Annotated in this window: 13 protein-coding genes; 10 read left to right on the top strand and 3 right to left on the bottom strand. The window is 67.2% G+C overall.

The annotated features are described in order from the left end of the window. The first annotated feature begins 4 nt into the window (after window positions 1-4). Window positions 5-823, top strand: a complete 819-nt coding sequence (locus E3U25_RS00480) for an enoyl-CoA hydratase/isomerase family protein (protein ID WP_166435457.1) — start codon at window positions 5-7, stop codon at window positions 821-823. Window positions 824-845: 22 nt separating this feature from the next. Further along, on the top strand, window positions 846-1829 hold the full coding sequence (gene acuI / locus E3U25_RS00475) for an acrylyl-CoA reductase (NADPH) (protein WP_116221451.1): 984 nt from the start codon (window positions 846-848) through the stop codon (window positions 1827-1829). A gap of 194 nt (window positions 1830-2023) precedes the next feature. On the opposite strand, the gene E3U25_RS00470 is transcribed toward acuI, so the two are convergent. After that, the gene (locus E3U25_RS00470; RefSeq protein WP_062562779.1) at window positions 2024-2668 is read right to left on the bottom strand and encodes a DsbA family protein; all 645 of its coding nucleotides are present in this window, start codon (window positions 2666-2668) and stop codon (window positions 2024-2026) included. A 166-nt stretch (window positions 2669-2834) separates the two neighbouring features. Between E3U25_RS00470 and E3U25_RS00465 the strand changes: the two genes are divergently transcribed. From E3U25_RS00465 to E3U25_RS00455, 3 genes are all read left to right on the top strand, one after another. Beyond that, window positions 2835-3536 carry a L,D-transpeptidase gene (locus E3U25_RS00465; protein ID WP_116221452.1) on the top strand — a complete coding sequence of 234 codons (702 nt, stop codon included), beginning with the start codon at window positions 2835-2837 and terminating at the stop codon, window positions 3534-3536. A gap of 279 nt (window positions 3537-3815) precedes the next feature. Then, window positions 3816-5156: a c-type cytochrome gene (locus E3U25_RS00460; RefSeq protein WP_116221453.1), complete on the top strand. Its 1341-nt coding sequence runs from the start codon at window positions 3816-3818 to the stop codon at window positions 5154-5156. Next, window positions 5153-6052 carry a c-type cytochrome gene (locus tag E3U25_RS00455; RefSeq protein ID WP_116221454.1) on the top strand — a complete coding sequence of 300 codons (900 nt, stop codon included), beginning with the start codon at window positions 5153-5155 and terminating at the stop codon, window positions 6050-6052. Before E3U25_RS00460 ends, E3U25_RS00455 begins: the two co-directional genes overlap by 4 nt. Window positions 6053-6125: 73 nt before the next feature. Here the strand turns inward: E3U25_RS00455 and E3U25_RS00450 are convergent, their stop codons facing one another. Beyond that, a complete protein-coding gene (locus E3U25_RS00450; protein ID WP_116221455.1) occupies window positions 6126-7499 on the bottom strand; it encodes a sensor histidine kinase in 1374 nt (457 codons plus the stop codon). Beyond that, window positions 7496-8167: a winged helix-turn-helix domain-containing protein gene (locus tag E3U25_RS00445; RefSeq protein WP_062562783.1), complete on the bottom strand. Its 672-nt coding sequence runs from the start codon at window positions 8165-8167 to the stop codon at window positions 7496-7498. The genes E3U25_RS00450 and E3U25_RS00445 overlap by 4 nt, the downstream gene beginning before the upstream one ends. Window positions 8168-8264: 97 nt before the next feature. Between E3U25_RS00445 and dsbD the strand changes: the two genes are divergently transcribed. The 5 genes from dsbD (at window position 8265) to E3U25_RS00420 (ending at window position 12641) form a co-directional block, all read left to right on the top strand. Beyond that, complete coding sequence (gene dsbD, locus E3U25_RS00440) at window positions 8265-10049, top strand: protein-disulfide reductase DsbD (RefSeq protein ID WP_116221456.1); 1785 nt, start codon at window positions 8265-8267, stop codon at window positions 10047-10049. Continuing rightward, window positions 10046-10852, top strand: a complete 807-nt coding sequence (locus E3U25_RS00435) for a TlpA disulfide reductase family protein (protein WP_116221457.1) — start codon at window positions 10046-10048, stop codon at window positions 10850-10852. The genes dsbD and E3U25_RS00435 overlap by 4 nt, the downstream gene beginning before the upstream one ends. Beyond that, the gene (locus tag E3U25_RS00430; protein ID WP_116221458.1) at window positions 10849-11289 is read left to right on the top strand and encodes a hypothetical protein; all 441 of its coding nucleotides are present in this window, start codon (window positions 10849-10851) and stop codon (window positions 11287-11289) included. The genes E3U25_RS00435 and E3U25_RS00430 overlap by 4 nt, the downstream gene beginning before the upstream one ends. Beyond that, window positions 11286-11924: a DsbA family protein gene (locus E3U25_RS00425; protein WP_116221459.1), complete on the top strand. Its 639-nt coding sequence runs from the start codon at window positions 11286-11288 to the stop codon at window positions 11922-11924. Before E3U25_RS00430 ends, E3U25_RS00425 begins: the two co-directional genes overlap by 4 nt. Window positions 11925-12011: 87 nt before the next feature. Next, the gene (locus E3U25_RS00420) at window positions 12012-12641 is read left to right on the top strand and encodes a DsbA family protein (RefSeq protein ID WP_116221460.1); all 630 of its coding nucleotides are present in this window, start codon (window positions 12012-12014) and stop codon (window positions 12639-12641) included. The last annotated feature ends 143 nt before the right edge of the window (window positions 12642-12784 follow it).

Genomic DNA, 12784 nt, shown 5'->3' with positions numbered 1-12784 from the left:
TCAGATGGAATGGGAAACACTTCTTTACGACCAGCCCGAGCCGGGCATCGGCGTCGTCACTTTCAACCGGCCCACACGCGCGAACGCCATGAACCAGCATATGCTGGCCGAACTGGACCAGCTTTGCCGCCATATCTCTGCCGATGCCGGTATTCGTGCCGTCATCGTGACGGGTGCGGGAAAGGCGTTTTCGTCGGGCTTTGACCTCAAGGCGCAGGCGGAGGCGACGCCGCAGGGCGTCGGTGAATGGGAGCCGGTGCTGGAGGCCGATTTCAGGGGCATCATGTCCTTCTGGAACCTGTCCGTCCCGACCATCGCGGCGGTCAACGGGGCGGCCCTTGCCGGAGGGTTCGAACTGATGATGGGCTGCGACCTCGCCCTGTCGGTCGAAAGCGCGGTCTTCGGCGAGCCGGAGCTGAAATTCGGCGCCGGCATCGTCGCCATGCTGCTGCCCTGGCATGTGCCGCCCAAGATCGCCAAGGGCGTCATCTTCACGGGCGAAGACGCGATTGCGGCGCCCCAGGCGCTGGACTGGGGCCTGATCAACCGTATCGTGCCGGCCGAGGATCTGCTGGCCGAGGCCGTGGCGCTGGCCCGGCGGATCTCGCGGCTGGACGCGATGGCGATGCGGCGCACCAAGCAGGCGATGCACCGCAGCTATGAGCTGATGGGGATGCAGGCGGCGCTGCGGGCCTCGCTGGATATCGATATCCTGCTGGAAGGCGAGGGGACGGATCTCAAGCGAGGTTTCCTCAAGGTGCTGCGCGACCAGGGGCTGGGCAAGGCTCTGGCCTGGCGCGAGGCGCGCTTTGCCGGCGCATGACATCAAGGAAGGAGTAGAAACCATGTTCGACGCAATCCTGATCGACAAGGACGAGAGCGGATATTCCGCCAGGCTGGCGCAGTTAGACGACGATGCGCTGCCCGAGGGCGACCTGACGGTCGCGGTCGAATGGTCGACGATGAACTACAAGGATGCGCTGGCGCTGACCGGGAAAAGCCCGGTGGTGCGGCGCTTTCCCATGGTGCCCGGCATCGACTTCGCCGGCACCGTCCTGCAATCGGGCAGCGATGCCTTCGCGCCCGGCGACAAGGTGGTCTATACCGGCTTCGGCATGGGCGAGACGCGATGGGGCGGCTATGCCGAACGGATGCGCGTGGCCTCCGAACGCACGCTGAAGCTGCCCGAGGGTCTGGACACAAGGCAAGCGATGGCCATCGGCACGGCTGGGTTTACCGCAATGCTATGCGTGCTCGCTCTTGAACGGCATGGCGTGAAGCCCGGCGACGGCGATGTTCTGGTGACCGGGGCAACGGGCGGCGTCGGCAGCTTTGCCGTGAAGCTGCTCGCCGGCCGGGGCTACCGCGTCGTCGCGGCGACCGGCAAGGCCAGCGAGGCCGACTATCTGACCGGCCTCGGCGCAGCCGAGATCCTGGATCGGGCCGAGCTTTCGGCACCCGGCAAGCCTCTGGGCCGCGAACGCTGGCTTGGCGCGGTCGATGCCGTGGGTGGCGTGACGCTGGCCAATGTATGCGCGGGCACGAAATATGGCGGCACCGTTGCAGCCTGCGGCCTGGCCGAGAGCATGGAGTTTCCCGCCACCGTCGCCCCCTTCATCCTGCGCGGCGTGACGCTGGCCGGCATCGACAGCGTGTTCTGCCCGATGGAGCTGCGCGCCCAGGCCTGGGAGGCGCTGGCGAAGGAAGTCGATGCCGGCACATTGGATCAGGTCGCGACCGAGATAGGTCTTGCGGATGTGATCGGTCGGGCATCGGAACTGCTGGAGGGAAAGGTTCGGGGTAGGCTGCTCGTCAACGTAAAACGTTGAACAACAGCGTCACCGGCATCGTTTGCCGATGACGCTGTAGGAGACCAGGGATTGCGCCGTCGGCGAGGCGGGCGCGGGCTGATCAACGATCGGCACGGCGGCATCGAGTCGACGAGGTGCGCCGCGATCAGTAAGATCGCTGGACTTGCCAAACCGTGCCGGCTGGCTCGATCCGCTCGGGGCCGATCAATAAGTCACGAGCGGTTGCGGCGCACCTTTGCAATCATTGCGCGAAGCTCGTTTAGTGATTGCCGGCCGAACGCGCCGAAGTCCCCGGCGATGAAGGTCGGCGTCCCGGACAGCCCCATCTTTTCGGCCAGGATCCACGAATGCTCGATCTGGCGGGCGATCACGACATCATCCATATCCCTGCGCAGGCGGTCCATGTCCAGCCCGACCGCCTCTGCGACACGATGGGCGCTCCTGTCATCCGCCTCGCCCTCGATGTTCATCAGGCCGGCGTGGAACTGCCAGAACCTCTCCTGCCGCAACGAGGCCAGCGACATGCGGGCGCAGTAAAGCGAAGCCGCACCGAATACCGGCCATTCCCTCAGCAGCACCCGCAGATTCGGGTCTTCCGAGATCAATTGGTGGATGTCGGCAACCGAAGCGCGGCAGTAGGGGCAATTATAGTCGAAAAACTCGGTCAGCGTGACATCTCCCGAGGGGTTGCCAAGGACCGCGCCGAGCTGTTCGTGCTCCAGGGCCTGGCGCAGCTCCGGGGGCATCGGATTGTCCTGCGCCCGCGCGGATATTCCGCTGGCCGCCAGGGCGCTGGCTGCGATGCCGGTCCGCAGGAAACGCCGGCGGTCGGGGTGATGTCTTTTGTCCTGTGGCATGAACCTGTCCTTTTCCGGATCTGCCGCGGATCGATATGAGCAATGGCTTAACCCAACCTTAAGAGGCTGCCCCGTCTGCGCCCGCGCGCTCTTAAGCTGCGCTTAAGCTTGGTCGGCCATCTGCGAGGCTGGGCAATTTGCCCGATGAACGACTGGAGCACGAGACATGGACCAACCTTGTCATCCACGCCTGTCAGGGCTGCGCGAACATGCTGCCGCTTCCGGCGGCGGAACCGGCAGGCGCGCCTTTCTGGGCGGATTGCTGGCGAGCGGATTGGTGTTGCCGCGCATCGCATCGGCGCAGGCAATCGATCCGACCACCGGGCAGGCCGTCTACGGCGCATCGACCGCGGGGCAGGCTCCCGATATGGGTGTGTATCAGATCGACCCGGCGCAAGACACGCGGCGCAATATATCCTCATTCCGAAACCACCATTGGAGTGATTTCTATCCGACCCTCGGCAAGGGGGTGATCCTGGCGGATGTGGCGTCGCGCGCCCTGCATTTCTGGTCCGGCGACGAAAGCACCTATCTGGTTTTCCCGTCCTCTATCCCGGTTTCGGAAGAGTTGACCAAACGTGGCAGGACCGAGGTCGTGCGCAAGGCGGAACGTCCGTCCTGGACGCCGACCCCCAGCATGCGTGAACGCGACCCGACCTTGCCGCAACGCGTCGAGGGCGGGGCCGTGGACAACCCCTTGGGCGTCTATGCGCTTTACCTTTCGTGGCCCGCCTACCTGATCCACGGCACACATGACACGCGCAAGATCGGCCGCAAGTCGTCCAGCGGTTGCTACGGGCTTTACAACGAGCATATCGCCCGCCTCTATCCGCTGGTCGAGGTGGGAACGCAGGTGACCATCTTCTGACGGGCGCGGGGCGGTTCGGCAACGATCCGCCCCTTAAGCTTCGCTTAAGGTTGGGGGCTGAAAGGATGCGATGGCAATCGCGCCAGCCGCTGTTCGGATATCTGCAACCTCTTGCCGAACAGCCTGCCCGCGCGATCAGGGCGAGCTTTCTCCCCCGATGGCGCGTATTCTTTTAATATATTGATTTAATTAAATAAAACACCTTAGCCATTGATCTGGATCAACATCTCCGCGCACAGGAAAGCCTATTGCTTCCTCATCGGTTGAGACGAGGAAGTCATGCGATTCGTCAGATTTGCCCTTCTGGGCGGAATATCGGGACTGGCTTTGGCCTGGGGCATCGCGGTCACCAGCCCGTGGTGGTTTGCGCCGAAAGAGGATCGGGTCGTCGATGTCAGCGATCCCGACCTGATCGCGCGCGGGGAGTATCTTGCCAGGGCGGGCGATTGCGTCGCCTGCCATACCGCGCCGGGCGGCGCGCCCTTCGCGGGCGGGCTTGGCCTGCAAACCCCGATGGGCACGATCTATGCCACCAACATCACCCCGGATGCCGAGACTGGTATCGGCAGCTATGATTACGGCGATTTCGAGCGGGCCGTGCGCAAGGGGGTGCGCCCGGATGGGGTGCATCTTTATCCGGCGATGCCGTTTGCGTCCTATCGCATCGTCTCGGACGAGGATGTGCAGGCGCTCTACGCCTATTTCATGTCCTCGGTCGCGCCGGTGCGAAAGGAGAACCAGCCGGCGACCATTCCCTGGCCCGCTTCGATGCGCTGGCCCCTGGGCTGGTGGCAATTGCTGTTCGCGCAACCCCGCGAATTCGAGACCGCCGAGGGCACCGCCCCCGAGATCGCGCGCGGCGCCTATCTGGTCGAGGGCCTGGCCCATTGCGGCGCCTGCCATACGCCGCGCGGTCTGGGCTATCAGGAAAAGGCGCTGAAAAGCGACGCGGCCGGGCGGTTCCTGTCGGGTTCGGTGCTGGAGGGTTGGTATGCCAAGAACCTGCGCAACGAGGATACGGGCCTGGTCACCTGGACCGAGGATGAACTGGTCGCCTTCCTCAAGACCGGCCGGAACGCGCGGACGGCGGCCTTCGGCTCGATGACGGATGTGGTGCAGCATTCGCTGCATTACCTGACCGATGCCGACCTGACCGCCATCGCGCGCTACCTGAAATCGCTGCCGCCGCGGCCGGGGCGCGAGACCTGGCAGCCGCAGCCGGACGAAACCACCGAGGCCATGCGCGCGGGCGATTTCTCGGCCCCCGGCGCGATCGACTATGTCGAACATTGCACGCAATGCCACCGCCTCGACGGCATGGGCGCGCCCGAGATCTATCCGGCGCTCAAGGGCAATTCGATGGTTTTCGCGGACGATCCAAGCTCGCTCATTCAGGTGACGATGGCGGGGGGGCGCATGCCCGAGACGCCGGCGCACCAGATGACTTTCGTCATGCCGGGCTTTGCGCATCTGTCCGACGAGGATCTTGCCGGGGTGATCAGCTTCATCCGCAACTCCTGGGGCAACCATGCCAGCGCGGTGACCGAGCGCGACATCGCCCGCATGCGCCGCGAGCTTGCGCATAAACCCGTCCATTACGCACCGGAGGCAAAGCAATGAAAAAGCCGGTTCTGTTGATCGCCGGAGTGGCGGTCCTTGCCCTTGGCGTATGGGGTATCCTGCGCGGGGCTCCTGCGGATGTGTCTGATCCGCAAGGGATGGCGATCCTAGATGCCGAGGGCAACGTTGTGGGTGACTATACCGTGCCCGCCGACCGCGACATCCTGGCCCAGCCCAATGCGGATCAGATCCTTTATGGCAAGCGCCTGCTCGCCGATACCGCCCGGCTGCTGCCCGACAATGTGGGCGCGGCAATGAACTGCAACTCCTGCCATCTGGGCGACGGCAAGATCGACGCTGCGAACGGATATATCAATACGGTGAACTTCTATCCCCGCGTGATGCCTCGTGCCGGCAAGGAGGTGGATCTGGAGATGCGGATCAACGGCTGCTTCCAACGCTCGATGAACGGCAAGCCGCTGGACCCGGACGGTCCCGAGATGAAGGCGATGATCGCCTATATGGACTGGCTGCGCCAGGACGTGCCGAAGGACCAGACCGTGGATATCGTCAATGCCGGGCCGATCGACGAAAGCCTGCTGCCAGATCCCGAAAACGGCAAGCGTATCTACGCGGCCAAATGCGCCGCCTGTCACGGCGCCGATGGCGAAGGGATGCGCGACCAGTCCGGCGATATCCTGTTCCCGCCGCTCTGGGGCGAGGAAAGCTTCAATATCGGCGCGGGCATGGCGCGAACCTACAAGGCGGCGCAATTCGTCAGATGGGCGATGCCCCCGGCCATGCATATGGGCGGGCAATTGGGGCAGGGCGGCGTGCTGAGCGATCAGGAGGCGGTGGATGTGTCCGAATATTTCACGCATATGCCGCGCCCGGATTTTCCGGGCAAGGTCAACGATTGGCCGAACGGCAACAGGCCCAAGGACGCGCGGTATTAGAATGCTGCCGAAGCAGCCGGCTCTCGACGCGGTTTTTCCGGCATATCGTCGTCCCGAACTACCGGCCCGGTCGTCACGAAGTCGCGGCCGGCGCCCCACCTGGCAGGATGATTTCCGCCCGTTCGCCGCCACCTTCGCGGGGGGCGAGGCACAGCTCTCCGCCCATGGCCTTGACGGCTGCGGCGGTGATGGAGAGGCCCAGCCCGCTGCCGCCGCCCGAGGGGCTGGCCGCGCCCCGGTAGAAGCGCTCGGTGACATGGGGGCGGTCGGTCTCGGCGATGCCGGGGCCGCGGTCCAGCACGCTGAAGCGCACCCTGTCGCCGTCGCGCGCCAGCCGCGCCTCGACATTGGCGCCGGCGGGCGAGGCGAGGATGGCGTTTTCCAGCAGGTTGCGCAGCGCCGGGGCCAGCAGCGCCGCCTGCGTGCTGCGCCATTCGGCCCCGCCGGTTTCCAGCCGCAGGGTGACGCCGCGCGATCCGGCCAGCCCGCCAAGCGCCCCGGCCACATCGGCGAGGATCTTCGCGCCCTCCTCGGCCGGGGCGGTGCTGTCGATGGGGTTCTCGGTCGCGGTCATGTCCAGAAGCTGGCGCACCATGCGGTCGGTGCGGTCCACGCCCTGCGCGATCTGCGCCAGCGCCCGGTCGCGGGTTGCGGCATCGGGGGCCAGCGTCGCGATCTGCGCCTGGGTCTTCAGCCCGGCCAGCGGGGTCTTCAGCTCATGCGCGGCGAAGGCGGTGAAGCTGCGCTCGCGCTCGCGCAGGCCCTCGACGCGGTGGAAGAGCCCGTTCAGCGCTTCGATCATCGGGCGCAACTCCGTGGGCGCGCGGGTCTCTCCCAGCGGGCTGAGATCGGTCGCGGGACGACGGGCCAGCGCCTGGGCCAGCCGGTCCATCGGCGCCAGCCCGCTGCGAACGGCCAGCCAGATCAGCGCCGCCAGCAGCGGCAGGATCAGCATGGCCGGGGCCAGAAGCCCCATCGCCACGCCATGCACCAGCCGGTCGCGCATGGAACGCGCATCGCCGACCATGACGCGGATGCCCAGCTCCGCATCGACATGGGTATAGACGCGCCAGACCTCGCCATCGACCTCGCGCTCGCTGAAGCCTTCCTGCTCGGCGAGTTGCCCCAAAGGCGCGCCGTCGGATTCGCTTTTCAGCTGGCCGTCGAAGCCCCAGACCTGACAGATCAGCTGGCGGGCGAAGTCGTGGTGCCCGGTATCGGGCAGGGCGGGGGCGTCGTCGACCAGCGCGGCGGCGTCCGGCCCGGCGATGCCGCCGTTGCGCCGGATCAGCGAGGCGACCATCTGCGCCGATTCCTGCAAGCGCCGGTCCAGCACATGGCCGACCTCGGTGCGGGTCGAATGCTGGATCCAGACGACGGCGAAGAGCCAGATCGCCCCGGTTCCGGCCAGCAGGATGATGAGCAGCCGCCTGCGGATCGAACTCATGCCTCGTGCCCCCTGTCCGCCAGCCGGTATCCCGCCCCGCGCAGGGTCTGGATGAAGTCCCGGCCCAACTTGGCGCGCAGGTGGTGGATATGGACCTCGACGGCATTGCTTTCGACCTCCTCCTGCCAGCCATAGAGCCGTTCTTCCAGCTGCGTCTTGGACAGGATGCGGCCGGGATGCTCGGCCAGCGCGTGCAGGACGGCGAATTCGCGGCGGGAAAAGCGCAGCTCGCGCTCGCCGACCCGACCCGTCTGCGTCGCCGGGTCCAACCGCAGCCCGTTCCATTCGATCACCGCCGCCGCGCGGCCTTCCTGCCGGCGCAGCATGGCGCGCAGCCGGGCGGCGAGTTCCTCCAGATCGAAGGGCTTGCCCAGATAGTCGTCCGCCCCCGCATCCAGCCCCGTGACCCGGTCGCGCACCCGGTCGCGGGCGGTCAGCAGCAGCACCGGCAAGCGTTCGCCCGCCGCGCGCAGTTCGGCCAGCAGGTCCAGCCCCGAGCCATCGGGCAGCATGATGTCGAGGACCATGCCCGCGAAGCCGCCGGTCGCCAGCGCCGCGCGGGCATCGGCCAGCGTGCCCACCGCATCGGCGGTAAAGCCCGACAGGCCCAGCCCGACGGCAAGCCCGTCGGACAGGACCGGGTCATCCTCGACAATCAGCAGGCGCATGGCATGTTTCCTTCGGCGTGATGGATCACGCATTCGTCGATGAAGCTTAAGCTGGGCTTAAGGTGGCGTCTCTAGCCAGCCCGGCATGATGACGAGAATGTTTGCTTTCCTGATCTCTGCCCTGTGGCTGCTTGCCGGTTTCCTGACGCCGGCGCAGGCGCAACCCCTGCAACCCGAGGACGCCTTTGCGCTGAGCGTCGGTCAGGACGAGGATGGCGCGCTGGTCCTGAATTGGCGCATTGCCGATGGCTATTATCTTTATCGCAGCAGTTTCGCGGCGGATGCCGGGGGGCAGAGCCTGCCGCTGTCCCTGCCCGAGGGCGAGACCCATGAGGATCCGTATTTCGGCGAGGGCCAGATCTATCGCAAGGATGTCACCGCGAAGCTTGCGCATGCGGGCCAGCCGGTCACCCTGCATTGGCAGGGCTGCCAGCAGGACGGCATCTGCTATGCCCCGCAGAGCGTGCGGCTGGACGGCGACGGCACGGTGCTGGCGGATGATGCCGCCGCCAGCGCGCCGGGCTGGAGCCCCCAGGCCGCGAGTTCCCGAGAGGCCGGCGCAGCGGTCGGCACACCGTCCGGGCTGGTGCTGGCGCAGGATCAGGGGCTGGTGCAGGGGCTGGCCGCGCGCGGCGGCGGGGCGTTGGTGATTGCGGGCTTCCTGGGCTTTGGACTGCTGCTGGCCTTCACCCCTTGCGTCTTTCCGATGTTCCCCATTGTTGCAGGAATGCTGGCCGGGCAGGGCGAGACGCTGACCGCCCGGCGCGGTCTGGCCCTGACGGGGGCCTATGTGCTGGCGATGGCAGCGGCCTTCGGGCTGCTGGGCCTCGCCGCGGCATGGTCGGGGGCGAATTTGCAGATGGCGCTGCAATCGCCCATGGCCATCGGCGTGATCGCGGTGATCTTCGTCGCGCTGGCCCTGTCGATGTTCGGCTTTTACGAATTGCAGATGCCGCTGGCCCTGCAAAACCGCCTTGGCCGGGTGGCGGGCAGGCGTGGCTCGCTTGGCGGCGCGATGCTGCTTGGCTTCTCCTCGGCGCTGATCGTCGGGCCTTGCGTGACCGCGCCGCTGGCCGGGGCGCTGCTCTACATTGCGCAGACCGGCGACGTGATGCTGGGGGCGGCGGCGCTGTTCGCGCTGGGGCTGGGGCAGGGGCTGCCGCTGCTGGCCATCGGCGCCTTCGGCCCGCGCATCCTGCCCCGCAGCGGCGGCTGGATGGAGGGCGCGAAGCGCGCCTTCGGGGTGATCTTCCTGGGCTTTGCGATCTGGCTGGCGGGGCGGGTGCTGCCGGGGCCGGTCACGCTGGCGCTGTGGGCCGCGCTGCTGGTCGGGACGGCGGTGTTCCTGGGTGCGCTGGACCGGCTGGAGGGCGATGCCTCCCGCAACCGCCGGTTTGGCGCGGCGCTGGGCGTGCTGCTACTGTTCGCCGGGCTGATGCAGGGCCTTGGTGCAGCGCTTGGCGCGCATGATCCGCTGCGCCCGCTGGCGCCGCTGGCGGGCAGAGCGGCCCCTACGCAGACGCAAGCGCAATTTGCCGAAGTCACCACCCGCGAGGGGCTGGATCAGGCACTGGCCTCGGTCAGTGGCGAACCGGCGCTGCTCTATCTGACCGCCGACTGGTGCGTGACTTGCCGCGCCATCGAACGCGGTCCGCTGGCCGACCCGGCGGTCCACGCCGCGCTGGCCGACGTGGCCGCGATCAAGCTGGACGTCAGCACTTTCAACGCCGATGCGCACGGGCTGATGCAGGATCTGGCTGCCGCCGGGCCGCCGACGATGATCTTCCTCGACGCGGCCCGCGCCGAGGCGCAGGGCAGCCGTCTGGTGGGCGAGATGGACAGTGCCGCGCTGCTGGCATCCATCGGAAAGATAGCCCGGTGAATGCGGTCTCGATAGGGCCACTGGTCTTCGACGGCGCGCGCTTCGCGGCCGTCGTGGGGCTGCTTCTGTTCTTCGTGGTGGTCGAGATCATGGCGCGGCTGCAAAAAGGCGATGCGGTGCGATGGGCGGGATTTGCCGTGCTGGCCTGGATCGTCGCTGCGCGCATGGGCTTCGTCGCCGCGAACTGGCCCGTCTTCGCCGCCCATCCGCTGGATGCGCTGAAGCTATGGCAGGGCGGTGTCCTGCCCGCTGCAGGTTGGGCCGGCGGCGGCGCCGTCCTGCTGGTGGCGCTGCTGCGCAAGGCGCGGCGCGCGGCGCTGCTGCTGGCTCTTGGCGGTGCGGTGGCGATGGCGGCGCATCTGGCGGTGACCAATGCCCTGACGCGCCCGCCGGTTACCTTGCCCGAGGAAAAGCTGATTGCGCTGGACGGGCGTGGGGTGCAACTGGCGGGTCGCCACCGGCCGGTGGTGCTGAACCTCTGGGCAACCTGGTGCCCGCCCTGCCGGCGCGAGATGCCGATGATGACCGATCTGGCCGCCCATACCCCCGGCGTCGAGTTCGTCTTTGCCAATCAGGGCGAGGATGCCGGACAGGTCCGGGCCTTTCTGGCAGCCGAGAAGCTGTCGGACCAAGGCATGATCCGCGATCCGCATGGCCGGTTGATGGGTGCGCTTGGTGCGGTCGGTCTGCCGTCGACGCTGGTCTTCGACGCCAAGGGCCGGCTGGTCGCGGCGCATACAGGCGAGATCTCTCGCGCCGCCCTGACCCGGATGATCGGGCAAGCGTCAGGAGATCCCAGATGAACCCGATACGAACCGCATGGGCGGGCGCGGCGCTGCCGGCACAGGCCGCCGGCGCCTCGACCAAGCCGGCGGCACCCACCGAGCCGCCGCCGCCCGCCGTCAGCCCCGAAGTGGCGGCCCTGCATGGCGCGATGGCGGACGAGGGCCATCATGTCCCCGCCGTCGATCCCACCCTGCTGACCGGGGGCAAGGCGCGGCAACTGGCGGATGACCGGACCAACGAGACGCCGGGCACGATCATCGTCGATCCCCATGCCCGCCACATTTGTCAGGTGCGGCCCGGCAACACGACGATGCGCCATGCCGTCGCCGTGGCGGGTTACGGCTTCACCCGCGATGCGCATCAGGCGGAATCCGGCAAGGGCACCGTGCCGCCGGGCCAGCCGCTGCCGCAACCGGCCATGGCTGCAACCGATCAGACAGGAGGAACGACATGAGCATCACCCGACGCGACATGCTGGCCGGGGCCGCGGGGGCCGGGCTTGCGGGGATTCTGGGCGGGGCGGTCCTGCGGGCGCGCGGCGGCGGAACCGAGACGGCGGAAATGACCATCGGGGACGTTCTGCACGACCCTGACAACCCGGTCCTGGGCAACCCCGAGGGTGCGCTGATCATCGTCGAATATTTCGACTACCAATGCCCCTACTGCAAGATGGGCCATGCGATGCTGACCCGCGTGGTCGGCGACGAGGGCGATGTCAGGTTGGTGATGAAGGACTGGCCGATCTTCGGTGCGCCCTCGGTTCTGGCCAGCCAGCTTGTCCTCGGCGCGGCCTCGACGGGCGGATACGAACAGGCGCACGAGGCGCTGATGGCGACTGACGCCAAACTGACAGAGGACCAGGTCCGGCAGGTGCTGGGCGATGGCGGCATCGACACCGACGCGGCGCTGGCCGCCTATCGCGCCGAGCGCGGCAAATGGGACGGGCTTCTGGCGCGCAATGGCAGGCAGGCCGCCGAACTGGGTTTGCAGGGCACGCCCGCCTTCATCATCGGAGAGAGGATCTATCCCGGCGCGCTGGACGAGACCCGCCTGCGCCGCGCCATCGCCGAGGCCCGGCGCGCGTCCTGATCCGGGCCGGCAAGGACACGCCGGCCATTCCAGCCGCCATTGCCGCCCGGCACCCCTGCCGGGTTCGGAAAACAAGAAGGAAATGCAATGCAACGTCGAAACATCATCCTTGCAGGTGCCAGCCTGCTGTCGCTGCCGATCCTGGGCCGGTCCGCCCTTGCGCAAGTGCGCGGCAACCCGATGCCGGACGATTTGCGCAAGGCGCTGGAGCGCGATCCCGCTGCGCCGGTCCTCGGCAACCCGAAAGGCGACATCACCCTGACCGAGTTCTTCGACTACAACTGCCCGTTCTGCCGCAAGATGGTCGAGCCGATGCACCGGTTGATTGCTTCGGACAAGAACCTGCGGGTGGTGTTTCGCGAGTGGCCGGTCTTTGGCGAGGATTCCGAATTCGCGGCCCGTGCCTCTCTCGCCTCGCTGCAACAGGGCCGATACTGGCAGTTCCATACCGCGCTGTTCCGCACCAAGGGCCGGGTCACACAAGAGGCCACGATGCGCGCCGCGCGCGAGGTCGGCCTGGACACCGCCCGGCTGGAGCGCGACATGGCGGCCGAACCGGTCGAGCGGCACATTTCCATGAGCGGCATGCTGGCCGAGCATATGGGCCTGGTGGGCACCCCTACCTTCGTCGCCGGCGACGAGGGTGCCTTCGGCCAATACAGCCTCGACGAGTTGCGCGGGCTGGTCCAGCGCGCGAGAAAGACGATGGGGGCCTAAGGATGGTCTGGCTTTTGATCTGGGCGCCGTTGTCGGGCGCCGCCGCCGGTCCAGGCTGGGAGGCTTTGCTTGCGGCGCCTGGGGCTTAAGCCTGTCTTAAGCTTCGTTGCCGATAGGGGCCTGACGCACGAGATTCGCGTGAG

Origin of the sequence: Paracoccus versutus, assembly GCF_029909795.1 — a bacterium.
GTDB classification, from domain to species: Bacteria; Pseudomonadota; Alphaproteobacteria; order Rhodobacterales; family Rhodobacteraceae; genus Paracoccus; species Paracoccus versutus.
Note: the sequence above shows the minus strand (reverse complement) of the source record. Positions and strands in the feature narration are given on the sequence as shown.

Excerpts from the sequence above, each read along its gene's own strand:
- E3U25_RS00480 (WP_166435457.1), top strand. The coding sequence starts at position 5 with ATGGAATGGGAAACACTTCTTTACGACCAGCCCGAGCCGGGCATCGGC.
- acuI (WP_116221451.1), top strand. The coding sequence starts at position 846 with ATGTTCGACGCAATCCTGATCGACAAGGACGAGAGCGGATATTCCGCC.
- E3U25_RS00470 (WP_062562779.1), bottom strand. The coding sequence starts at position 2,668 with ATGCCACAGGACAAAAGACATCACCCCGACCGCCGGCGTTTCCTGCGG.
- E3U25_RS00465 (WP_116221452.1), top strand. The coding sequence starts at position 2,835 with ATGGACCAACCTTGTCATCCACGCCTGTCAGGGCTGCGCGAACATGCT.
- E3U25_RS00460 (WP_116221453.1), top strand. The coding sequence starts at position 3,816 with ATGCGATTCGTCAGATTTGCCCTTCTGGGCGGAATATCGGGACTGGCT.
- E3U25_RS00455 (WP_116221454.1), top strand. The coding sequence starts at position 5,153 with ATGAAAAAGCCGGTTCTGTTGATCGCCGGAGTGGCGGTCCTTGCCCTT.
- E3U25_RS00450 (WP_116221455.1), bottom strand. The coding sequence starts at position 7,499 with ATGAGTTCGATCCGCAGGCGGCTGCTCATCATCCTGCTGGCCGGAACC.
- E3U25_RS00445 (WP_062562783.1), bottom strand. The coding sequence starts at position 8,167 with ATGCGCCTGCTGATTGTCGAGGATGACCCGGTCCTGTCCGACGGGCTT.
- dsbD (WP_116221456.1), top strand. The coding sequence starts at position 8,265 with ATGTTTGCTTTCCTGATCTCTGCCCTGTGGCTGCTTGCCGGTTTCCTG.
- E3U25_RS00430 (WP_116221458.1), top strand. The coding sequence starts at position 10,849 with ATGAACCCGATACGAACCGCATGGGCGGGCGCGGCGCTGCCGGCACAG.
- E3U25_RS00425 (WP_116221459.1), top strand. The coding sequence starts at position 11,286 with ATGAGCATCACCCGACGCGACATGCTGGCCGGGGCCGCGGGGGCCGGG.
- E3U25_RS00420 (WP_116221460.1), top strand. The coding sequence starts at position 12,012 with ATGCAACGTCGAAACATCATCCTTGCAGGTGCCAGCCTGCTGTCGCTG.